General features: G+C 60.0%; 19 protein-coding genes. 16 read left to right on the top strand and 3 right to left on the bottom strand.

What is annotated here, in order from left to right; translation table 11 throughout:
* Window positions 1-13: 13 nt before the first annotated feature.
* The 4 genes from ACOH1Z_RS06370 to ACOH1Z_RS06355 all read left to right on the top strand — a co-directional run bounded on the left by ACOH1Z_RS06370 (window position 14) and on the right by ACOH1Z_RS06355 (window position 4,908).
* The gene (locus ACOH1Z_RS06370) at window positions 14-1,162 is read left to right on the top strand and encodes a baseplate J/gp47 family protein (RefSeq protein ID WP_449647602.1); all 1,149 of its coding nucleotides are present in this window, start codon (window positions 14-16) and stop codon (window positions 1,160-1,162) included.
* 323 nt (window positions 1,163-1,485) lie between these two features.
* Complete coding sequence (locus tag ACOH1Z_RS06365) at window positions 1,486-3,747, top strand: DEAD/DEAH box helicase (RefSeq protein ID WP_449647601.1); 2,262 nt, start codon at window positions 1,486-1,488, stop codon at window positions 3,745-3,747.
* A gap of 381 nt (window positions 3,748-4,128) precedes the next feature.
* Complete coding sequence (locus tag ACOH1Z_RS06360) at window positions 4,129-4,461, top strand: type II toxin-antitoxin system HicB family antitoxin (RefSeq protein WP_449647600.1); 333 nt, start codon at window positions 4,129-4,131, stop codon at window positions 4,459-4,461.
* A 27-nt stretch (window positions 4,462-4,488) separates the two neighbouring features.
* Window positions 4,489-4,908, top strand: a complete 420-nt coding sequence (locus ACOH1Z_RS06355) for a PGPGW domain-containing protein (protein ID WP_449647599.1) — start codon at window positions 4,489-4,491, stop codon at window positions 4,906-4,908.
* Here the strand turns inward: ACOH1Z_RS06355 and ACOH1Z_RS06350 are convergent.
* Window positions 4,880-5,335, bottom strand: a complete 456-nt coding sequence (locus ACOH1Z_RS06350) for a M24 family metallopeptidase (protein WP_449647598.1) — start codon at window positions 5,333-5,335, stop codon at window positions 4,880-4,882. The two genes, ACOH1Z_RS06355 and ACOH1Z_RS06350, sit on opposite strands and share 29 nt — an antisense overlap.
* A gap of 41 nt (window positions 5,336-5,376) precedes the next feature.
* Window positions 5,377-5,961, bottom strand: a complete 585-nt coding sequence (locus ACOH1Z_RS06345; protein WP_449647597.1) for an NUDIX hydrolase — start codon at window positions 5,959-5,961, stop codon at window positions 5,377-5,379.
* A 140-nt stretch (window positions 5,962-6,101) separates the two neighbouring features.
* Here ACOH1Z_RS06345 and kynA point away from each other — a divergent pair, with 140 nt between their 5' ends.
* The 9 genes from kynA (at window position 6,102) to ACOH1Z_RS06300 (ending at window position 18,512) form a co-directional block, all read left to right on the top strand.
* Entirely contained in the window at window positions 6,102-6,959 is an 858-nt protein-coding gene (kynA, locus tag ACOH1Z_RS06340) for a tryptophan 2,3-dioxygenase (RefSeq protein ID WP_449647596.1), read from the top strand.
* Window positions 6,956-8,137 (top strand): amidohydrolase family protein, encoded by a 1,182-nt coding sequence (locus ACOH1Z_RS06335; RefSeq protein WP_449647595.1) that lies wholly within the window; start codon window positions 6,956-6,958, stop codon window positions 8,135-8,137. Before kynA ends, ACOH1Z_RS06335 begins: the two co-directional genes overlap by 4 nt.
* Entirely contained in the window at window positions 8,134-9,351 is a 1,218-nt protein-coding gene (locus ACOH1Z_RS06330) for a kynureninase (RefSeq protein ID WP_449647594.1), read from the top strand. The genes ACOH1Z_RS06335 and ACOH1Z_RS06330 overlap by 4 nt, the downstream gene beginning before the upstream one ends.
* Before the next feature lie 6 nt (window positions 9,352-9,357).
* Entirely contained in the window at window positions 9,358-10,176 is an 819-nt protein-coding gene (locus tag ACOH1Z_RS06325) for a PaaX family transcriptional regulator (protein ID WP_449647593.1), read from the top strand.
* Window positions 10,177-10,412: 236 nt separating this feature from the next.
* Window positions 10,413-14,681, top strand: a complete 4,269-nt coding sequence (locus ACOH1Z_RS06320) for an ExeM/NucH family extracellular endonuclease (RefSeq protein WP_449647592.1) — start codon at window positions 10,413-10,415, stop codon at window positions 14,679-14,681.
* A gap of 165 nt (window positions 14,682-14,846) precedes the next feature.
* Window positions 14,847-15,785: a cysteine synthase A gene (gene cysK, locus ACOH1Z_RS06315; RefSeq protein WP_449647591.1), complete on the top strand. Its 939-nt coding sequence runs from the start codon at window positions 14,847-14,849 to the stop codon at window positions 15,783-15,785.
* A gap of 53 nt (window positions 15,786-15,838) precedes the next feature.
* Entirely contained in the window at window positions 15,839-16,408 is a 570-nt protein-coding gene (cysE, locus tag ACOH1Z_RS06310) for a serine O-acetyltransferase (RefSeq protein ID WP_449647590.1), read from the top strand.
* Between the two features lie 59 nt (window positions 16,409-16,467).
* Window positions 16,468-17,454, top strand: a complete 987-nt coding sequence (locus tag ACOH1Z_RS06305; RefSeq protein WP_449647589.1) for an ABC transporter ATP-binding protein — start codon at window positions 16,468-16,470, stop codon at window positions 17,452-17,454.
* The gene (locus ACOH1Z_RS06300; RefSeq protein ID WP_449647588.1) at window positions 17,451-18,512 is read left to right on the top strand and encodes an ABC transporter permease; all 1,062 of its coding nucleotides are present in this window, start codon (window positions 17,451-17,453) and stop codon (window positions 18,510-18,512) included. Before ACOH1Z_RS06305 ends, ACOH1Z_RS06300 begins: the two co-directional genes overlap by 4 nt.
* A gap of 16 nt (window positions 18,513-18,528) precedes the next feature.
* Here ACOH1Z_RS06300 and ACOH1Z_RS06295 read toward each other — a convergent pair whose 3' ends face one another.
* Window positions 18,529-19,242, bottom strand: coding sequence for a DUF981 domain-containing protein (locus ACOH1Z_RS06295; RefSeq protein WP_449647587.1), 714 nt, complete (start codon window positions 19,240-19,242; stop codon window positions 18,529-18,531).
* A 270-nt stretch (window positions 19,243-19,512) separates the two neighbouring features.
* Here ACOH1Z_RS06295 and ACOH1Z_RS06290 point away from each other — a divergent pair, with 270 nt between their 5' ends.
* The 3 genes from ACOH1Z_RS06290 (at window position 19,513) to ACOH1Z_RS06280 (ending at window position 23,090) form a co-directional block, all read left to right on the top strand.
* Window positions 19,513-20,844, top strand: coding sequence for an ABC transporter substrate-binding protein (locus ACOH1Z_RS06290; RefSeq protein WP_449647586.1), 1,332 nt, complete (start codon window positions 19,513-19,515; stop codon window positions 20,842-20,844).
* Window positions 20,845-20,991: 147 nt separating this feature from the next.
* The gene (locus ACOH1Z_RS06285) at window positions 20,992-22,125 is read left to right on the top strand and encodes a carbohydrate ABC transporter permease (protein WP_449647585.1); all 1,134 of its coding nucleotides are present in this window, start codon (window positions 20,992-20,994) and stop codon (window positions 22,123-22,125) included.
* Window positions 22,122-23,090 (top strand): carbohydrate ABC transporter permease, encoded by a 969-nt coding sequence (locus tag ACOH1Z_RS06280; RefSeq protein WP_449647584.1) that lies wholly within the window; start codon window positions 22,122-22,124, stop codon window positions 23,088-23,090. The genes ACOH1Z_RS06285 and ACOH1Z_RS06280 overlap by 4 nt, the downstream gene beginning before the upstream one ends.
* The last annotated feature ends 4 nt before the right edge of the window (window positions 23,091-23,094 follow it).

The following is a 23,094-nucleotide window of genomic DNA, read 5'->3' as shown; positions in this document are numbered from 1 at the left end:
TGGAGATTCTGTCATGAATTTTATTGGGGGAAATAGCACAATCGGGCGCTCGATTCCGGTGCCGAATGTGCGTGCCGAACAGTTCGATTGGGCTCAGAAACGATGGCCTGATCAGGCGACGGTCTGGCCGAAATCGCCACCCACCTTTGCGCCTCTCACGGTGATCACTCACGTGTTGTTTGCACTGTTCCTCGTTGTTGCTGTTGGCAGCGTCGCCATTTTCCTCGTCGAGTACCTTGGTGCTCCAGCCGCTGATGCAAATCGTCAGCTTGTGCTTGGGACGATTGTGGCCGACCTCGTTATCGTTCTTATTGCCATCACCCTCGCCCGACTCAATCTCGCGGTGGGTGTAGCCCGATTCATCTTCTTATTCTTCGCAGTGACGGCGATTCTTGGTCTGGTGTCTGCCGGACTGGCTGTCGTTCTGGATTCGGATTTGGCATCCGAATTTATGACTATCCCGCAGCTGGCCACTCTGCCGCTGCTGATCACTGGAGCGGTCTTTGTCGGACTTGCGATTGTCGTGTGGATGAAACTGAATACGCAAGTCAGTAGTTTTGCGCACTGGCGCGGCAACGTGGTCGCGGCCAGTAAGACAGTGTTTCCTCAGGGCCAGCGTGAACGTACGTTCGCTGGTGAGCCCGTAATGATCGATGAGAACTCGGGCGAACTGGAACGTCGCCTCGCCGTTGCCGAAAGCCTCAGCGCACCGCTACTCGAACAGCTTCTGCGGATGCCCGGCGTCACTATTGTTCAGGGCATTTCAATTCCTGGGTCGCGCACCGCGCACGTCGGGCATGCGGTTGTCGCCGGCAATCATGTCGCCTTCATTGACTCCCTACTGTGGGCGCCGGGTCAGTATGTTTTGGATGTGTGGGGTCGCGTTGTGCGCGACGGCAAGATCGACGAACACATCAACGTCACCACCGCGATTGCAGCCGAGCGTCATGCCGCCGATCGACCCCAGCTCACCATCCGTTCGTGGGCTGTTGTTCACCGACTTGCGGATGCTCCGCTCACGATCGCCACCGAACCCCAGAATGCCGTGCGGTTAGTGACCCCAGAAGAGCTGCTCCGCGAAGTTGGCGACTGGCTTGCCCCGGTCGGAGAGCAGATCGACACCTTCGCGTTGCAATTCGCGGTGAACTCGCGCCTCAAATAGCGCGGAGCCTCCAATCGATCCTCGCTATCGAGAGCGCAATGAAGTAATGTGGATAAGTCGGCTCAAGACAGCGCGAAATCTCGCGTATGGGTTTGTAAGTCTTGCGGGCCGGTTTGTCAGCCAATCCAGCTGATGACAATCACACGAATGTATGTGACGGCCTCGGTCAAAGACTGCCCGGGTTCAGAAGTGCAGTGCACGAATGCTCAAGCTAGTTGGAAGATGCCTAATCAGCGTCTACCTAATTAAATTGGTGAGCGTTAGCGTGCGCGCGTACTCCACGCACTAGATGTGTTCCATCTACGAATAACCCGGAAAGAACTATGCCTAATTTCAATAAACCTGCCACCGGCCGTGGCGGAAAAAACTTCAAGTCTGCCCCTAAGGGCGGCGGCGGAGCACGCAGCGAAGGCCACCGCGGATTCCGCCCAGACCAGGGCGAAGCGCCCAAGCGTCGCTGGAGTGCCGACGACCGCGCTGCACGTACCGGGGACCGCAACACGGGTGGAGCCCGTGGCGGCCGCGACGAACGTCGCCCCGACTGGACTCCCCGCGAAAAGCCTGCCCGTGGTGGACGCCCCGAAAACGGCGACCGCAACGATCGTCCCTCCTACGGTGACCGCCCGCAGCGCAACGAACGCGGAGCATATGGCGACCGCCCACAGCGCAGCAGCGATCGTCCTTCCTACGGTGACCGTCCCGAGCGTGGAGGCCGCCCGTCCCACGGCGACCGCAACGAGCGCCCCGAGCGTGGCGGCTACGCCGGTCGTTCAGAGCGTCCCCCGTACGGTGACCGTCCCGACCGCGGTGCATCTGCTGGTCGCAGCGCGCGTCCGTCCTACAACGATCGCAACAGCTCTGGCCGCAGCGAGCGTCCGTCTTACAACGACCGCAATGCCGGCGGCCGCAGCGAGCGTCCCCCGTACGGCGACCGCCCCGACCGCGGTGCATCCGCTGGTCGTTCAGAGCGCCCGTCTTACGGTGACCGTCCCGACCGCGGCTCGCGTCCCTCCTACAACGATCGCAACAACTCTGGCCGCACTGAGCGTCCGTCGTACAGCGACCGCAACGACCGCACTGAGCGTCCCCAGCGCAGCGAGCGCCCGTCTTACGGTAACCGTCCCGACCGTGGCGCCTCTGCTGGTCGCAGCGAACGTCCGTCGTACAACGATCGTGCCCAGCGCACTGAGCGCCCCGCCTACAACGAGCGCCCCCAGCGTTCAGAGCGTCCCTCCTACAGTGACCGTCCTGACCGTGGCTCGCGTCCGTCGTACAACGACCGCAACGACCGCCCGCAGCGTTCCGAGCCGCGCGAAAGCTCGTACTACCCGGCCCGCGATGGCAAGTCGTCCCACTCGCAGCAAGAAGATGTTGTTCTTGAGCGTCTCGTAGCCAAGACCGTTACCGCCAGCGATGTTGAAGGCAAGTCCTTCATCGACTTGGGTATCGGCTCGAACATTTCGCGTCAGCTCGCATCCATGGGTGCAGAGTCGCCGTTCCCCATTCAGGCAGCAACCATTCCAGACGTTCTCGCCGGCAAAGATGTTCTTGGCCGCGGAAAGACCGGATCGGGCAAAACCATCGCTTTCGGTGCGCCCCTCGTAGAGCGCCTTATGGAGAACAATGGTGGCAAGGACCGTCAGATGGGTCGCAAGCCGCGCGCCCTCATCCTGGCTCCGACCCGCGAGCTTGCTCAGCAGATCGACCGCACCATTCAGCCCATCGCTCGCAGCGTTGGCCTGTTCACCACGACCATCGTGGGTGGCGTTCCCCAGTACAAGCAGGTTGCAGCCCTCACCCGTGGCGTCGATGTCATCATCGCGACCCCCGGCCGTGTTGAAGACCTCATCGAGCAGGGTCGTCTCGACCTCAGCCAGGTGAAGGTCACTGTTCTCGACGAAGCAGACCACATGTGCGACCTCGGGTTCCTCGAGCCCGTTCAGCGCATCCTGCGTGAAACCAGCGAGGGCGGCCAGAAGCTGCTGTTCTCGGCAACCCTCGACAAGGGTGTTGCCACTCTCGTCAAGGAATTCCTTGTTGACCCGGCCGTGCACGAGGTTGCTGGCGAAGACCAGGCTTCTTCCACGATCGACCACAAGGTTCTGCTCATCGAACAGCGCGACAAGCGTGCGATCATCAAGCAGCTTTCCGCTGGTACGGGCAAGACTCTCGTGTTCACCCGCACGCGTGCGTTTGCTGAAGAGATGGCCGAATTCTTGAGCATGGGGGGAACCCCGGCGACGAGCCTTCACGGTGACCTCAACCAGTCGCGTCGTACCCGCAACCTGCAGATGCTTACGAGTGGCAAGGTCAACGTGCTCGTCGCGACAGACGTTGCAGCCCGCGGCATCCACGTGGATGACATCAGCCTCGTTATTCAGGCCGATGCTCCTGAGGAGTACAAGACGTACCTGCACCGCGCTGGCCGTACCGGTCGCGCAGGCAAGGCCGGAACCGTTGTCACGCTCATCCCCCGCAACCGTCGTCGCAAGATGGACGAACTCCTCGGCCGCGCCGAGATCGATGCAGAGTCGGTCGACGTAGCGCCTGGTGATTCGTTCGTCGACAAGCTGGCTGCGCTCTAACAAGCAGACCGCTCACTCGAGCACACGAAAGCCCCGGATGCCCCACTCATGTGGTCGGCAGCCGGGGTTTTCTGCATTCGTGGGGTGTGGAAAAGTTCCGTAGTCTGTAGTATCAATAGTGATATCAAGTGCTGTGACGAGTACAGAGAAGTTGTTAGCTCAAATGAGGCGCTCTCCGAAAGGGGTGCGGTTCGCAGATCTTGCAAAAGTCTGCGATCAGTACTTCGGCGAGGCACGGCAGGTCGGCACATCGCACCGCGTGTATCGGATGCTGTGGCACGGTGATCCGCGCGTCAATATTCAGAACGACCATGGCAAAGCAAAGCCATATCAGGTGAAGCAAGTCCTAGCCGCGATTGCGAAATTGGAGGGAGAAAAGCTGTGAACATTTCACGTGCGGAGCACTACACCTACCGCGTGCGATGGTCTCCAGAAGATGAAGCATTCGTAGGAACAGTGGCAGAAATGCCATCTCTGTCCTGGGTCGACGACCTCTCGGAGGGCGCCTTTGCAGGCATTAGAGACTTGGCCCAAAGCGTGATTGACGACATGCTCGAAACCGGTGAGATTCCACCCCCCGCGATTGCAGACCGCACGTACTCAGGCAAATTTATGGTGCGTGTCACCCCTGAGTCCCACCGACAGTTAGTGATCGAGGCCGCTGAGCAGAACGTTTCGCTCAATCGGCTCGCTGCGAGCCGTCTCGTTTCTTGAGCTACGGCACTCTCGTAGAATCGCATCATGAACGAGAAGCCATCGCCTGCTGCACGAGCGGGTTCAGTGCTGGGGCATGCAGCCAGTTCGGCTGCGCATGGAACGCGCGAAGCGATCCGCAAGAACCCCACGGTGAACCGCGTTTATCGCACCACCGTTGGCGTCGTGGGCGGAACAACCGTCGCGCTCGGTGTGGTGCTCATCCCACTGCCGGGCCCCGGTTCTCTGGTTGCTATCGGAGGGCTTGCGTTACTCGGCACCGAGTTTGAGCCTGCGAAGAAGGCTAGCGCCAAAGCAAATGCTCTCGCCCGCAAAGCTCTCTCGGCAGCGAACGAGAAGCGCAAGCGACGTGCGGCTCAACGTGCCGAAGCCGAAGCCGAAGCCGAAGCCGAAGCCGAAGCCGAAACCGACAGCGACGCTATAGCTCCACGAGCCGGTCGTTCGTGAAGTAGTAACTGTTCTCGTGCTTGAAGCCATCAGCACGTCCGGGGCGACGGATGTGAGGCGCGAACGTAAAGAGAGCAGTGTCGCCGATCCGTGCAGCGTTTCCCTTCTCTAGGTAAATGCGATCTGTGCTCCGCTGTTCGATCAAGTCGCTATGCAGCTGTGCTTCGGCGAGCACACCAGCCCTCCAATCGTCGCGCGCAGCAAGCCGCGCATCCTCGATGGCCGAACTGTTCTCGACGATGATCGTGCGTGCAAAGTCACCCCTGAAGCCGTCCCGCTCGGAGCTCAGGTCAATCGTGATGATCTCTTCGGCTCGGATGATGCCGTCGGCTGTGGTGTATTCGCGCCCGGATACCGAGCTGAAGGTGTCTTCGCCGCACAACACGAGGGTTTGGCTGGCGCGGATATTCTGGCGCGCGACATCCATCGTCTCTCGTGCGATCGACTACATTGCCCGGTTGTCAGTCATCACTTGATGTCGCTTTCAGTCACCGCGGCCACAGCTGTTGTCGGATCAGCCTGTCGTGTGGCTCGCAATGTCGTCACTGCGGCCAGGCGCGCCGGAAAGTTGTCGGGCACTGCGGCGGGCAGCGCGTTGGTGGGGAACCAGCGCACGTCTTCGCTTTCTTCACTGGCCGCGAAATCTACATCTGGCGCGGCGACGGCAACGAAGCCCACATCCCAATGAGCGGCGCACGCGAAGCCGCCGTGCAACTCGTGGCGGTCGAGATCGGCAATCACGTCAGAGCGGAGGGTGAGGTCAGTGATGCCCGACTCCTCACGAGCTTCGCGTAGTGCGGCATCCGCGACGGACGCATCCTGCGGCTCAATGTGGCCACCGAACTGCACCCAAAACTGTCCTTTGCGGTGAAAGCACAACAGCACGCGCTCGAAGTCAGGCGAGAAGACGAAACAGGATGCCGTCACATGCTCGGGCCCACCATCGCGCTTGAGCACATCCGACCCGCCCGCCGTAACAAAGGAGAGATAGGACTCGCGGACGGGTGAAGCCGGGAGTGCGGCAAGGCTGGTCAGGAAGTCGTCGATGATCACTTGGCCATTATCCGATACGAAGATCTCGGCGTCGGAGCGGCAACTGCGGGAGACTTCATATGCACTAGTGCAGAGTAGTTGCGCAGAAACACGCGAACAGAAGTGTGGCGGCCGTCGCAAAAGTGCAATAAGGTGTCGTCATGTCGGATACTCACAACGAACGCGCCCTTGAAGACGAGATAGTTACCGACTTTAGCGAGCGGATGTCGTACGGCTCATACCTAGAGCTCGATACGTTGCTGAGTGCGCAGACTCCGCAGAGCACCCCCGAGCACCACGACGAGATGTTGTTCATCATCCAGCATCAGACCACTGAGCTATGGCTCAAGCTCGTGATCCACGAACTCACTTCTGCCCGCGATCTGATCGCGAACGACAACCTCTCTATTGCGCTCAAGCGCATTGCCCGCGTCAAGCACATCCAACGCACCCTCACCGAGCAGTGGTCGGTGCTCGCGACTCTGACTCCGAGTGAGTATTCGCAGTTCCGTGACTACCTTGGTAGCTCCTCCGGATTCCAGTCATATCAGTACCGCGCGGTGGAATTTCTGCTTGGCAACAAAAACGCGGGAATGCTGAAAGTCTTCGAAGCGCATCCCGAAGCCCACGCTTTGCTGAGCAAGCTACTCGCGGAGCCGAGCGTTTACGACGAGTTCTTGCGCTACCTCAGTCGCCACGGCTATGACATTCCCGACGCGGTACTCAATCGCGACGTCACTCGTGGCTACGAGCAAAACGATGAACTGATCGATACCTTCCGCCACATCTACGACAACGAGAGCGAACACTGGCTCGCCTACGAAGCGTGCGAAGAGTTCGTCGACCTCGAAGACAACTTCCAACTCTGGCGCTTCCGTCACATGAAAACCGTCATGCGCATTATCGGCATGAAGCGCGGTACGGGCGGATCGAGCGGCGTCGGCTTTCTTCAGAAGGCCCTCGACCTCACCTTCTTTCCCGAACTCTTCGCCGTGCGCACCGAGATCGGCCGCTCGTGACCGAACAACCGAACCCAGCTCCAACCTCAGATGCGGGACCGGAATCAGCGCCCGACTCCGCCCTCACCGTCGATTACGCCGTCGATGGCTACTGGCTGCGTGAATGGCACGGTCCCGCAACAGTTCGTGTCAGCTCCCACGGCATCCGAGCAATAGCGGATGCCCCGATTCCCACCGCAGTCCGTCTTCCGGGAGTGCTGCTTCCGGGCTTTCGCGACTCGCACGTGCACCTCGGATTGACGGAGCCGCGCGCTCTCATCGCCGGCGGTCTCGCTGCTGTTGACGACTTGGGCGGGCACCCTGATCGGCTTCACGAGTGGTCCTCTGATGATGCGGTTCCTGCCCTCAACTATGCGGGGGCGTTCATTGCGGCGCCTCACGCTTACCCGGCGAACCGGGCGTGGGCTGCGACACTCGCTGTCGCTGAAGTCTCAACGGGCGAGGAAGCAATGCTCGCCGTCGCGCAACAGTTGGCGGCGGGGGCAACCCTCGTGAAGGTTGCGTTGAATGCGGAAGACGGCGCCGTCATTGACGATGACACTCTGCATGCCATGGTCGAATACGCTCACAGTCGGGCGGCAGAAGTTGTCGCCCATGTGCAGGGAGCTGGCCAAGCACAGCGAGCTTTTGCTGCCGGTGTTGACCGGCTGGCGCACACGCCGTGGACAGAGAAACTCAGTGACGCCCTCATCGACGAGATGGCGCAACCAAACTCCCGGTTTTTGGCCGGGCGCCACTCGTGGATCAGCACCCTCGACATCCACGGCTATGGTCAGCGCGGCCCAGACTTCGAGCGTGCGAGCGACAATCTGCACCGCTTCCACATCGCTGGCGGCACCGTGCGCTATGGAACAGACCTGGGCAATGGCGACTTGCCACCCGGTCTCAACCAGCGTGAATTGACAGCACTGCAGGATGCCGGGGTGCGCTACGACGCCCTGTTGCGTTCACTGTGTCTCCCCAGTTTCGGCAGCACCGTTAGTTACTTGCCGACGGTTCCTCTGGCCAACACTGATTTGGCGTCGTGGTTGATGACAGCCACCGTCGTCAGCGCTCACGAACTGCTCCACCCCAGCTTTGCGGAGAGTGCGACCCGCGCGCGCTCCGCTCGCGATGTCGACGATGCCGTCCCCACCGCAACGACCCCCATCCCGATCACGTGGAGGAACGACCTATGACCGACACCAGCATTCAGGCTGCCGAAGTACTCGATGCCGCTGACCCGCTGAAGGAGTACCCTGCGAAGTTTGTGCGGTCGGCTGAGGTGCGCGCGTACCTCGACGGCAACTCGCTTGGACGACCGACAACGGCGAGTGCGGCCCGTCTCGCCGAATTCGTCGACGAGCAGTGGGGCGGACGCCTCATCCGCGGCTGGGATGAGTCGTGGTACAACCTGCCCCTAACGCTCGGTGACCGCCTCGGCGCTGCCACTCTCGGTGCTGCGCCAGGCCAAACCTTCATCGGCGACTCAACGACAGTCGTGCTCTACAAACTGATCCGCGCTGGCCTCACGGCGCGCCCCGAGCGCAACGAGATCGTGATCGACACCGGCAACTTCCCGACCGACCGCTACCTGGTCGAAGGCATCGCCGCCGAACTCGGCAAGACGCTGCGCTGGATCGACCCTGCGAGTGACGGGGGAGTCACCGCCGACGAAGTGAAGGCCGCTCTCAACGAGAACACGGCCCTCGTCGTCATCAGTCACGTCGCCTACCGCTCCGGCTACCTCGCCGATATGCCCGGCATCACCGCCCTCGCCCACGAGGCGGGAGCACTTGTGCTCTGGGACCTCTGCCACTCCGCCGGCGTCGTCGAAACCGAACTGGACAAGTGGGGCGTCGATCTTGCCGCCGGATGCACCTACAAATACCTCAACGGAGGCCCGGGTTCACCAGCTTTCGGCTACGTGCGCGCCGAGCACATCGAGGCGATGACGCAACCGATCCAGGGCTGGATGGGCAGCAACAACCCCTTCGAAATGGGGCCGGGCTATGCGCCGCATCAGGGCATCCGTCGCTTCATCAGCGGCACGCCATCGGTCGTCGGTTCGCTCGCGATGCAAGACATGCTCGGGCTCATCGAAGAAGCGGGCATTCCGGCGATCCGTGCCAAGTCGATCGCTCTCACTGAGTACGCCCTCGCACTTGTCGACGAGCTACTCGTGCCCCTCGGCGTCACAGTGAGCTCCCCGCGCGACGCCGCCGAACGGGGCAGCCACGTCACAATTGACCACGAGAGCTTCGCGACCGTAAATGCCGAACTGTGGAAGCAGGGGATCATTCCTGACTTCCGGCGACCAAGCGGCATTCGTCTAGGGTTGTCGCCGCTCACTACGACTTTCGCCGAAGTGCAGCTGGGCATCGACGCCATTCACGCACAGCTCACCAAGTAGCCGCCCATGATTCTGGATGACTTCGACTCCCGCCCCGGAAGCGCCACCTCACTGCTGCGCACCTTTGTTGGCTCGCAGCTGCGTCAGCTCGGTGGCTGGATCTCGTCGGCGCAACTCGTGCACGTCCTCGAGGCGTTGGGAGTGCCTGCGAATGGCGCTCGCAGTGCCATCGCACGAGTGAAATCAAAGGGCCTTCTTGTGCCCGAAATGGTCAACGGCCAACAGGGTTATCGAGTCAATGCGGATGCCGTCCCCATGTTGGAAAGCGGCGACCGTCGCATCTTCAATTTCCGCCAGCAACGCGAGAACGACCCGTGGTGCCTGATCTCGTTTTCCATCCCTGAGTCGCGCCGAGATGCCCGCCACCAGCTGCGGCGTCGTCTCGGTTGGATTGGATGCGGAACGGTTGCTACCGGTCTCTGGATTTGCCCTTCCCACCTCAAGGATGAGGTGTCGGAGATCCTTAACGATCTTGAACTGAGCGAGTGCGCAACGCTGTTCATTGCGGGGGCTCCTGAAGCTGAGCGCTCATTGGCGGATGCCGCGGCTCAGTGGTGGGACTTGGATCGTTTGCGTGAGCTCCATGAACGTTTCCTTGCTCAACACTCGGCGCAGGTAGGTCCGGCCGCGAGTGATGCTGAGGCTTTCGCTCGCTACATTCAGGCGCTCGACCAGTGGCGAGTCGTCCCCTATTTGGATCCGGGATTGCCGGACTCGGCGTTGCCAGAAAACTGGCCGGGACAGGCGAGCCTTGACCTCTTTGGTCGCATCTCCCGTTCGCTGGCAGCGCGCGCTCATGCGTTCGCTCGGTCGACTGCGCACTGAGGCTGCTGACCTGCCGGTTGCACTTGGCGACCCCCAGTCGGGCTCGGCTGAGCGGCAAGAGACTGATCTGAAGTTCAGCAGGACGGTGTCTAAAAGTGCACAAGAACAACGGGTTACGCGCACATGAGCATTTGATTTAAACCCTTGGAATGGGCTGTGAGCAGGGCTATGGTCTCAGGTACCCCTGTTAAGGGGGTAGACCGCAGATTTCACAATTCTCGAGGGGACTGCCCGTTATGCACTATCAACGCAGCAGGTCAACGCGATTCTCGGTAGGGGCAATTGCCACCTCCTGCGCTATCGCTCTGGCCACGCTTACCGCTCCGGCCGCATTCGCAGCCGATGCAACGGCGACGATTGCCGATGTCCAAGGCACTTCAGCATCTAGCACAATGGTCGGCGTTTCCGTCACCGTTGAGGGTGTTGTCACAGCCGACTATCGCGGAGCTTCCGGCTACCGCGGAATTGTCATCCAGACTCCAGGATCGGGTGGGGCTAGCGACGCCACTCCCGGCGCGTCAGACGGAATCTTCCTCTACCTCAATAACCTCAACCCGGCAGTCGCTATTGGTGACAAGGTCACAGCAACCGGCCCCGTTGACGAACGTTTCGGTCAAACCCAGATCGGTGCCGGCTCAACGCCAGCAACCGTCGAATTGGTGACCGCAGCAGCTGACCTCGACCCCGCTGACCTGATTCAAGCAACGGCGCTTGACTCCAGTGTTGTCGGAGACAACCGTGAACCTCTTGAGTCGATGCTCGTCGCCCCTACCGGTGACTACCTCGTCAGCTCGAGCCACCAGCTCTACAACTTCGGTACCCTCTGGCTCAGCCCAGAAGAGCTTGCCGTCAAGAGCACCGAAACCACGGATGCCGGAGCTGCCGCCACCGCGATCGCTGCAGCAAACCGTGCCAGCCGAATCTTCCTCGATGACGGCTACAGCATCCAAATCTCGAACGGGTCGCACCCCGGTGAGCAGCCCTACTTCTCGGCTGACACTGTTGTACGCAACGGTGACACCGTTGAGTTCCCGGCAAACCCTTACATTCTGAGCTATGGCTTCGACGACTGGCGTTTGCAGCCGACTATCGCGATCAACGAAGCGAGCCCGGCGGAATACCGTCCAACGTTCACGTCGACGAACCCCCGCGAAGCGTCGGCTCCCGTAGTTGGCGGAGACTTCAAGGTTTCGGCCTTCAACGTCTACAACTACTTCACGACGCTGACGAGTGAAGACTCGGATGCTCGTGGCGCAGACACCGCTGAAGAGTTCGCTATCCAGCAGTCGAAGATTGTTGCCGCCATCAACTCGCTCGATGCTGATGTTGTTGGTCTCATGGAGATCGAGAACTCGGTCAAGCTCGGTGGAGACCTCGACGAAGCGCTCATGGATCTCGTCGGTGCGCTCAATGCGGCCGCCGGTGAGGGAACCTGGGATTACGTTCGTACGCCAGCAGCGCTCAACGATGCAGCGATCACTGACTTCATCACGAACGCGATCATCTTCAAGCCAGCAGCAGCCACTCCCGTTGGCGAAAGCTTCACTGCCGTTGATGAGACGGTGTGGGACATCGCGCGTGAGCCGATCGCTCAAACCTTTGAGTCGAACGGCGAACTCGTCACGGTGATCGCTAACCACTTCAAGTCGAAGGGTGGTTCGGGAACCGAGCCAAGCGATGGTCAGGGATTCTTCAACATTGAGCGTGTTGAGCAGGCTAACGCCGTCAAGGACCTCGTTGACTCGATCTCCGCTGACCCAGCCAAGAGCGACCAGGTAGTGCTCGTTGGCGACTTCAACGCCTACTCCGAAGAAGACCCCATTCAGGTCTTCACTTCGGCGGGTTATGTTGACACTCTCGCGGCCATGACCGATGACCAGTACACCTACACGTTCGACGGTGAACTGGGATCGCTTGACCATATCATCGTCTCGCCGTCGCTCGCCGACCACGTGACGGATGCTGCTGTCTGGAACATCAACTCGCCTGAATGGTCTGACCGCGGTTACGCCTATGCGGCTACCGAAGCGGGCACCGTGTTCCGTTCCAGTGACCACGACCCGATCAGCATTGGTCTCAGTACCGAGGCTGCACCGGTCGAGATCGAGATCCTCACGACGAACGACTTCCACGGCCGCATTGAAGCTGATCGCGGCATCCCTGGCGCAGCTCAGCTCGGTGGAATGGTGAACTACTGGGAAGCTCTGAACCCCAACACTACGTTTGTCGGTGCTGGTGACTTCATTGGTGCATCCACGTTCACGTCGTTCATTCAGAACGACCAGCCCACGATTGACGTGCTCAACGAAATCGGACTCGACACGAGCTCCTTCGGTAACCACGAATTCGATCAGGGTCGCGCAGATGTTGACGACCGCATCTTGGATGCCGCCGACTGGCCCTACCTTGCAGCGAACCTCTACGACCGGGCAACAAATGCTCCGGCCTATGACGAGTTCTTCCTGCAGGAGTTCGATGGAGTGACCGTTGGATTCATCGGTGCCGTTACCGAAGACCTCAACGAGTTGGTCAGCCCCGCTGGCATCGCTTCGCTTGAGGTTCGCGGAATCGTCAGCGAGGTGGATCGGGTAGCCGACTACCTCACCGACGGTAACGACGCCAATGGTGAAGCCGATGTTCTCGTTCTGCTTGTGCACGAGGGTGCCGCCACCACGGATATCTCGTCCTCGACCGACGACTCGGCCTTTGGTCAGATCGTCACGGACCTGAGCCCGAAGGTTGACGCGATCGTTTCCGGTCACACTCACCTCGCGTACGATCACGAGGTTGCAGTGGCAGGCATGGACCGCCCACGTTTGGTCGTTTCGGCTGGACAGTACGGTGCCAATTACGGTCACTTCGACCTGACGGTTGATCCGGCAACGCAGGAGATCATCTCCTTCAGCGCCGAGGTGCTTCCGATCGCGGGCTTCGAGCCAGACACAGCCGTGCAGGCGATCGTTGATGAGGCCGCTGCGCTCGCCAACGTTCTTGGCTCGGTCAAGGTTGGTGAAATCTCCGACAGCATGTTCCGTGCGGTGCAGAACCCTGCAGGCACAACAACGTTCCCGGAGAACCGCGGTGGAGAGTCAACACTTGGCAACTTTGTTGCTGATGTTCAGCTCTGGGCAGCATCCGAGTTGGGCGCAGAGGTTGCGTTCATGAACCCGGGTGGTTTGCGTACTGACCTCGTCTACGAGTCCTCAGGCGCTGGCGATCCGGACGGAAACGTGACGTACCGTGAGGCCGCGAACGTGCAGCCTTTCGCCAACACGCTCACGACCATGTCGCTGACAGGAGCCCAGATCAAAATGGTTCTTGAAGAGCAGTGGCAGCCGGCCGGTGCCCAGCGCCCGTTCCTCAAGCTTGGAGTTTCGGAAGGGTTGACCTACGCGTACGACCCCACCGCAGCGCAGGGTGAGCGGATAACGGCGATGTACCTCAACGGTGTCGCAGTGGATGCCGCAGCAAGCTACAAGATTGTTGCTAACTCCTTCCTCGCAGCGGGCGGCGACAACTTCGCCACTCTCGCAGCGGGAACGAACCGTGCCGACAGTGGACGCGTCGACCTGCAGGCCATGGTCGACTACTTCGAAGAGAACACGGTGGCTTCGCCTCCGCTCGAACAGCGTGCCATTGGTGTTGTTGTATCGGCTCCGGATGCTGACGGCTACAACCCCGGTGATGCCGTCACGCTCGATCTGTCGTCGCTCACCTTCAGCCGCGGCGGCTCAGGCGCCACCACGGTCGAGGTTTCGGTTGACGGCACTGTGCTCGGTTCGGCAACGATCGACCGCACCATCGTCGACACCACGGATGAGCAGGGTCGCGCCAGCGTGACTGTCACGATTCCGGCCGGCACACCAGCAGGCGCGCTCGCGCTCACCGTGATGATCCCCGGAACGGAAACCGCAATTGCGGTGCCGATCGAGGTCACCACGACTGCCGAGGCCATCGAGAACACGAAGGCTCCGAGCATCCGTGGAAAGGTCGAAGTTGGTAAGACAGTCAAGGCTGTTCACGGTAACTGGAGCGTGCGGTCTGTTGACTACAGCTACCAGTGGCTGCGAGATGGTGCACCAATCGCTGGTGCAACAGACAGCCGCTACCGCATCACCACTGAGGACATCGGCACCGAACTGAGCGTGCAAGTCACGGCCAGCAAAGACGGTTACTCGGATGGTGTGGCTGTCTCCGCCTCACAATCAGTAGAGAAGATCTCGTCGAAAGTCAGCGCGAGTCCGTCAAGCTGGTTGGTGTGGGGCAACCGTTCGATCACGGTCGACACGAAAGTGACGGTCGGCAAGGATGGCACTACGGCGGGCGACGTGACTGTGTATGACGGTCGCACCGCTGTGGCGACAACCGAGGTCGGCAACAAGGGCAAGAACTCGGTGAAGCTGCCGAAGTTGAGCCGTGGTGTTCACTTCATCTGGGTCGAATACTCCGGTAACGACACTGTGGAGTCCAGTTCAAGCTGGCCGCGACTGGTGCTCGTCTTCTAGAGAGCACCTCGCAACTAAGCGAATAACGCGAAGAGGGCCCCGCACTGCGGGGCCCTCTTTTCGTTGGTTACTCAGTTTGATGAAATAAATTTGGCCTGCTGAGTGCTAGTAACTATGGTGAGCAAGCTCCCATCGATCTCCTACCTGCGAAGGAACCCCTGAATCATGGCAAGTCGTATCTACAAAAACGTCACCGAACTCGTCGGGAACACCCCTCTGGTTCAACTCAACGCTGTAACAGAGGGAGCTGGCGCAACGGTGTTGGCCAAGCTCGAGTTCCAGAACCCTTCCGCCAGTGTGAAGGACCGTATCGGCGTTGCCATCATTGACGCTGCCGAGAAAGCCGGCGCACTGAAGCCAGGCGGAACTATCGTTGAGGGCACAAGCGGAAACACCGGAATTGCTTTGGCAATGGTTGGAGCGGCTCGCGGTTACCGCGTTGTGCTCACCATGCCAGAGAGCATGAGCAAGGAGCGCCGGATGCTGCTTCGCGCGTTCGGTGCAGAACTCGTCTTGACTCCAGCAGGGGAGGGCATGCGTGGCGCTGTAGAGAAGGCAGCCGAGATTGTGGCGAACACTGAGGGTGCCGTTGCGGCCCAGCAGTTCGCGAACGCGGCGAACCCCGCCATTCACCGCGCGACCACTGGCCCCGAGATTTGGGCTGACACCGATGGTGCAGTCGACATCTTCGTCGCTGGCATCGGAACCGGTGGAACAATCACTGGTGCTGGTGGCTACCTCAAGGAGCAGAACCCCGAAATCAAGGTTGTTGCTGTTGAGCCTGAAGAATCTGCCATCCTCAACGGCGGAGCACCTGGCCCCCACAAAATTCAGGGAATCGGCGCCAACTTTGTGCCCGAGATTCTCGACCGCGATGTGTACGACGAGGTTCTTGACGTCAACATCACCCAGTCAGTGACGATGGCTCGTCGCCTTGCCGCAGAAGAGGGTATCCTCGCTGGAATCTCCTCCGGAGCGACCGTTCACGCGGCCCTCGAATTGGCTAAGCGCCCCGAGAACGCGGGAAAGACGATTGTCGTGATCATCGCGAGCTTTGGTGAGCGCTACCTCTCGACTCTGCTGTACGAAGACCTCGTCGACTAATAGAGCGTCTCGCTAGCTCAATCACCGACCATCCCAACAGACGGATAGCCCTATTGTTTCCTCGAACCCGTGAAGATATTGCTGCTGTGCGCCAGCGCGACCCTGCAGCTCGGGGCTCTTTCGAGATTTGGCTAACCTACTCAGGGATGCATGCGATCTGGGGTTACCGCTTCACGCACTGGTTGTGGACCGCGCGGGCTTTTTTCCTTGCCCGCGTGGTTTCTCAGTTCGTTCGCTTCTTGACCGGTGTGGAAATTCACCCTGCGGCCCAAATCGGTCGCCGGGTAATCATTGACCACGGTTCCGGTGTTGTTATAGGAGAGACCGCGATCGTTGGCGATGACGTTTTGATTTATCACGGTGTCACTCTTGGCGGCACAAGCTCCCACGGAGGCAAACGGCATCCAACTCTGGGCAACGACATCGTTGTTGGGGCTGGTGCCGCAGTTCTCGGCGACATTACTGTCGGCTCAGGCTCAGTAGTGGGGGCTGGAGCAGTCGTAGTCTCGAGCGCACCCGCCGACTCCCTGCTCGTCGGTGCTCCTGCGGTAGCGCGCCCCAAGCGCGGCACGAAGGTCTCAAAAGACAACTTCAACTACACCGATCCCGCGATCTATATCTAGCCTGCCGCTCCCCCTTGGGGGTCGAGCGGGGTGCCTTTCTGTAAGTTATGCTCAGTTGCATGACGTCAGTTGAGGCATCACCTATCCCGCCAGGCCCTCGCGATCCTGCGCTCACAGAGTCAGCGCCGACCGGCATCGTTGTCGAAGGCGTTGGTCGCTCATTCGGCACGGTTCATGCCGTGCGTGACGCCAGCTTCATTGCCAAGCCGGGTACCGTAACGGGGCTGATCGGCCCCAACGGTTCGGGCAAGACAACGCTCATGCTCATGTTGGCGTCGCTCTTGCAACCGGATGCCGGCAGCATTCGCATCTCTGGTCATGATCCTGTGACCGAGACGGCAGCGGTACGCGCGCGACTGGGATGGATGCCCGACGTGCTCGGCTCGTGGCCTAGCCTCAGCGTTCGCGACACCCTCATCTACACGGCACGCATGTACGCGATGGATAAACCTGCCGCTGCAACGCGTGCGGCAGAGCTGATCACTCTGGTTGACCTTCCCGAGCTCGCAGATAGCCCCACCCGGGTGCTTTCGCGCGGGCAAAAGCAGCGACTCAGTTTGGCTCGCGCTCTTGTGCACGAACCCGATGTGTTGTTGCTTGATGAACCAGCATCGGGACTCGACCCGGTAGCGCGCGCCAGCCTACGAACCCTCGTGAGGCGCCTCGCTTCTGAAGGCAAGACGCTCCTAGTCTCCAGCCACGTGCTCTCCGAACTCGACGAGATGGCTGATGGCGCCGTCTATATCTCCCAAGGGGTGACGGCATCAGCCGAGGCGCTTGCGCGCAGTCGCGCCAGTGCTCGGCCGTGGCGTATCCGCTCGAGCGACGTCGTGGCCCTGCGTGCGGCGCTCATCGCCGACGGCATCGATGACGCCGCGATTGCGACCGATCGCACGGAACTCATCGTTGCCCTTGAGGGGGAAGCCGAGGCATCCGCTCTGCTAGCACGCTTGGTCGGCGCCGGTGTTGAGATCAGTACCTTCGCTCCCGCCGTTGGTGACCTCGAACATGCCTTTATCGACCTGAGCTCGGGAGAAACCACATGAGCGCATTCTTCTCCGGAGTCGGGGTAATTCTTTCGCTAGAACTGCGCCAGCGGGTGCGCACCGTGAGCTGGTACATCCTGCTCGCGGTATTTGTCGCACTGATTCTTGTCGTCACCGTGTTGCTCTCCTTCGCCCTCAACGGGTTCGGGAGCACGAGCGGCGGTGGCGGTGGCGTGTACTCCACGATCATCTACTTTGTGCTGCTGCTCGGCACGCTCGTGGCCCCAGCTCTCAGCGGCAATGCCATCAATGGCGACCGGGATGCCGGAACTCTTGCCACCACTCAAGTGACGCTCATCACGACCGGTCAACTGATCATGGGCAAATTTCTCTCCGCGTGGATTACCGCGCTCGCCTTCTTGGTCGCCGCGGTGCCGTTTCTGATCTACGCCGCGATTGTCGGGCAGCTCTCCGCAAATACAATTCTGGTCTCGATCATTGTTTTGGCGATTGAGCTCGGCGTCGTCGCTGCAGTTGGTGTTGGTCTTTCCGGACTCATGAATCGACCACTGTTTTCGATCGTCGTGACCTACCTTGTCGTTGCCGCCCTCAGCGTCGGCACGCTTATTGCCTTTACGCTTGGCGGTCTCGCACTACAAACCACCGTCACTACGGTGTCGAGCTACGCCCTCGAATACGACTCCAAGGGCGTTCCGACATCGTGTTCGACGCCAGAAGAGTACGAATACCAAACGCCCCGATTTGATCTCTTCTGGGGAGCACTCGCCGCCAACCCCTATGTGATCTTGGCGGATGCCGTGCCAACAACGTATGACTCGGACGATCAACCGACGGATCTCTTCGGCTACTTCAAGTTCTCGGTTCGACTGGCGCAGCTGTCTCAGGCTGACGGTTACGGGGGGTCCGAGTGCGTCGTAGGGCAGGTTGATCAGTCATCGCCGTACTCAAACCCGCGGACCGTTATCGAGTCCACGACTCCCGGTTGGGCAGTGGGGCTCGCGACTCACCTAGTGCTTGCCAGTGCACTGCTCGCGGGAGCGTTGGCGCGAACGCGAACTCCAGCAGCCAAGTTGAGCCGCGGCAGTCGCATCGCCTAAAGCGGCGACTTTCGTGTTAGCCCATCGTGTTGACGATAAGACCGATGTGGGTAAAGAAGTTGAGAGCGCCGAAGAGCAGGAATGCGACGCCGCCGAGGGCTAGTGCAACTCCTGCGACCCACTGCACCTTGGTGGGCGTACTGCGCACAGCAAAAACGCGGGTGGCGAAGGGGAAGAGCAGCGCTCCGACACCGACGAGGCCAAAGAGCCCTGACATGAAAATTGCCTCAACCCACGGCCATTCGGCGAAAGCGCCAGAGATGGGTTCCTCCGGCGGAGCAGCGAAGAGCTGGAAGATGATTCCCGCGAAGGCAATTGCGATAAGCGAAAGTCCGAGACCGAAGATGAGCACGCCGAGCGGTTGCGCGGTTTTGGCAACGGAGCGTGCGGCATCCGCTGATTCTTCAAATGCGTCGGCGCGACGCCAGAGCACGAAGCTGGCGGCCAGCAGGAGAACTCCAAACGCGAGGCTTGGCTCCCCGAAGATGATGTTGTCGAACGGGAAATACGCGGCGAACGGCCACGTGAGCGTCATATGGGCGCCGGTGATCGTCAGGATCAGACCAAGCACCCCAAAATTGACAGCGTAGCCGCGGAACTCAACCTCGGTCCCCGCCATGAGCCTTCGCGCGAACAAGACAAGGCTGATCAGGCCCGCTCCGGCAGCCACCGCCATGATGGTGTTGTAGGTCGGCATCTGAGTCCAGTCAATTACTAGTCCTTGTTCCATGAATCCAGTGAACACCCGCACTCGTGAATACTCAACTTTGCCTAGAAGAGGGCCCCAATTGCCGAGTCCGCATCGCCTAATGTCTCATTCCGGTTTCGGTCGATGAATCTGAACCGTAAGCGCTTGCAGAACCCTCTCGGGGTGGCCTAGCGTGATAAATGAACACGCTCTCTGGAGGTTTTGTCACTCTGATGGGGCAGGTTCAGAGCTGCAGTTGTTCCCCCGCATGCTGCTCGGCTTGCGGGCAAAACCTCGACGAGGAGGATTTGTATGATTTCCCACCACTATCGACGAGCCCTACTTCCGATTGCCACTCTCGGCATCGCAGGTATGGTTCTCACCGGTTGCGCATCAGGATCTGGTGGCACAGGTGGCCCTGGCGACTCGGGTGATGCGGATGGCGTCGTTACCATCTACGGCACGATCGCAGACACCGAAGCTGAACTTCTCGAAGAATCCTGGGCTGACTGGGAAGAAGCGAATGACATCGACATTCAGTACGAATCGAGCAAAGAGTTTGAAGCTCAGATCAGCATCCGTGCTCAGGGTGGCAACGCACCCGACCTAGCGATCTTCCCGCAGCCAGGTCTTCTCGCTGACCTCGCATCACGCGACTACATCCAACCGGCACCTGAAGGCGTCCAGGCCAATGTCGACGAATTCTGGTCAGCAGACTGGGCCGCGTATGCCACCACAGGCGACACCCTCTACGGTGCGCCCCTCATGGCCAGCGTCAAGGGCTTCGTCTGGTATTCGCCGTCAGACTTCACAGACTGGGGCGTAGAAGTGCCGGAGACGTGGGATGAACTTCTCGCGCTCACCCAGACCATCGCGGACAAGACCGGTACGGCACCGTGGTGTGCCGGATTCGGTTCGGATGCCGCAACAGGCTGGCCAGGAACCGACTGGGTAGAAGACCTCGTGCTTCGCGAGGCCGGACCAGAAACCTACGACAAGTGGGTTTCTCACGAGATCCCGTTCAGCGATCCTGCGATCGTTTCGGCGTTCGACTCCGTTGGCGACATCCTCTTGAACCCTGAATTCGTGAACGCGGGATTCGGCGACGTGAAGTCGATCAACTCCACGCCGTTTGGTGACCCCGCTCGCGCCCTCGGCGACGGCACGTGTGCACTCCACCACCAGGCATCCTTCTTCGATGGGTTCATTCAGGACCCCAAGAACGGAAACGCCTCGGTGGGACCGGATGCTGACATCTGGGCCTTCGTCACTCCTTCCGTTGAAGCCGGCGGCAATGCTGTCACCGGTGGTGGCGAAATCGTGGGTGCCTTCTCGAACGACGAAGACACGATCGCCGTGCAGGAATACCTGTCGAGCGCTGAGTGGGCTAACTCTCGAGTGAAGTTGGGTGGTGTCATTAGCGCTAACAATGGCCTTGACCCTGCCAGCGCAAGCAGCCCCATCCTGCAGCAGGCCATCACGATTCTGCAGGACCCCGACACTACGTTCCGCTTCGATGCATCCGACCTCATGCCGGGTGTTGTTGGTGCTGGATCGTTCTGGACCGGAATGGTCGACTGGGTCAACGGCAAGTCAACTGAAGAGGTGCTGTCGACTATCGATGCCTCATGGCCATCTGAGTAGCACCGTCTAACGATGAGCGTGGGCTGGAAATTTTAGCTTCCAGCCCACGCTCTCTTTTCTCCCGCTCGTGCCCACTCCTCGGTAGAGTCGAAACAGCAGTACTGCCTGTGAAGTGAAGAGTCCAGTGATGCACTCGAAAGGTCGCTAATGTCAGCTTTTCTTGCGTGGATTTCCACGCTCCCCGCGCTCGCTCAAATACCGCTTGTGCTTTTGGCATTCTTCGCGGTGATCGCCCTGCTGATTTTCTTCATTGAGATCGCCCCACGCAGTGGCCGTAGGTACACGATCATCCGTGCCGCCGCCTGCGTGCTGATCCCGACACTCATCTTCTTGGCCCTTGGGTCTGTGTACTGGGCGGCGGGAGCAGCAGCCGTTTTCGGCGGGCTCTTCTTCATCCTCGATTACCGCTCGAAGCAGGGCGCGGGCTACCTCTTCCAGCTCATTGGCTTCATGAGTCCGGCGTTTTTCTTGCTCGCGATTGGCCTCATCTACCCGACCATCCAGACCACGATTCAGGCCTTCATGAATAGCCGCGGAACGCGATTCGTGGGCCTCGAAAACTTCATCTGGATCTTCACTCAAGACACCGGCATCCGCACCGTTCTTAACACGGTCGTGTGGGTCTTGATCGTTCCCACGGTTTCGACCATTTTCGGTCTCGCCTATGCCGTCTTCATCGACAAGTCGCGCGGCGAGAAGATCTTCAAAGTGCTCGTCTTCATGCCGATGGCCATCTCGTTCGTCGGCGCGAGCATCATCTGGCGCTTCGTGTACGCGGTGCGCCCGGCCGACCAAGAGCAAATCGGGCTACTCAACCAGATTGTGGTCTGGATGGGCGGGCAACCGGTCGACTGGATCTCGAATTCCCCATGGAACACTTTCTTTCTCATCGTCGTGCTGATTTGGATTCAGACCGGTTTCGCCATGGTGATCCTGTCGGCCGCGATCAAGGGTGTTCCCGCCGAGCAACTGGAGGCCGCGGAGCTTGACGGAACGAACGCGTGGCAGAGTTTCATCAATGTGACAGTGCCGGGCATCCGCAGCTCCCTTGTTGTTGTGCTCACCACGATCTCGATTGCCTCACTGAAAGTCTTCGACATTGTGCGCACCATGACTGCCGGAGCGAACGAGACCAGCGTTATCGCCAACGAAATGTACTCGCAGTGGCAAGGCTTCGAGGTGGGCAGGTCTGCCGCCTTCGCGGTCGTGCTGTTCGTGATGGTGCTGCCGATTGTCGTGTATAACGCGAGACAGATTGCCAAGCAGAGGGAGATCCGATGACCGCGACAGTGCCCGCGAAGCTTCCACTCGGCAAGAAGACCGAGAAGCAACTGGCTCGTGGCGAAAAAATGGGAGCAGCCAAGCGCACCAAGAAGCGCCTCACGAGCCGAGGTGCCACGATCGCGGCTCTCGTGATCGCGGTGCTGTGGACAACTCCCACGTTCGGACTCTTCGTCTCCTCGCTGCGCCCGCCGGAGGAAATTCTGCGTAACGGCTGGTGGACGATCTTCCAAAACCCTGGCTTCACACTCAACAACTACACCGAGGTGTTGGCGGCCGGAAACAGCACGCTGAACCTTGCTGGCGCGTTTATCAACTCGATCGCCATCACGTTGCCAGCCACGATTTTCCCGCTCGTCATTGCGAGCCTGGCAGCCTACGCATTCGCTTGGATAAAATTTCCTGGTCGCAACTGGATGTTCATCGGAGTCTTCGCACTACAGATCGTTCCCCTGCAGATGGCGCTAGTTCCGCTGCTGAGTCTCTTCTCTCGTGGGCTATCGATCGGCGACATCGAGCTGTTCTCGAGCCTCAACGCCTCTAACTCGTATTCGCAGGTGTGGATTGCGCACACGATCTTTGCGCTGCCGTTGGCGATCTTCCTACTGCACAACTTCGTCTCCGAGATTCCTTCCGAGCTGATTGAAGCAGCCAGAGTGGATGGCGCGGGCCACGGTCAAGTCTTCTTCCGCATCGTTCTCCCGCTCACCATGCCGGCGATCGCCTCCTTTGCGATCTTCCAGTTCCTGTGGGTCTGGAACGACCTCCTCGTGGCGCTCGTGTTTGCCGATGGAAGAGTCGCGCCGATGACGAAACTCTTGGCAGAGATCACCGGTAGCCGCGGTCAAGACTGGAACCTGCTTACCGCAGGCGCCTTCATCTCGATCCTCGTGCCGCTCATCGTGTTCTTTGCGCTGCAGCGCTACTTCGTGCGCGGACTGCTCGCTGGTTCGACGAAGGGATAGTGCT

The sequence above is a fragment of the Rhodoglobus sp. genome (assembly GCF_053580035.1).
The sequence above is the reverse complement of the archived record's forward strand: the minus strand, read 5'-3'. Positions and strand labels throughout refer to the sequence as shown.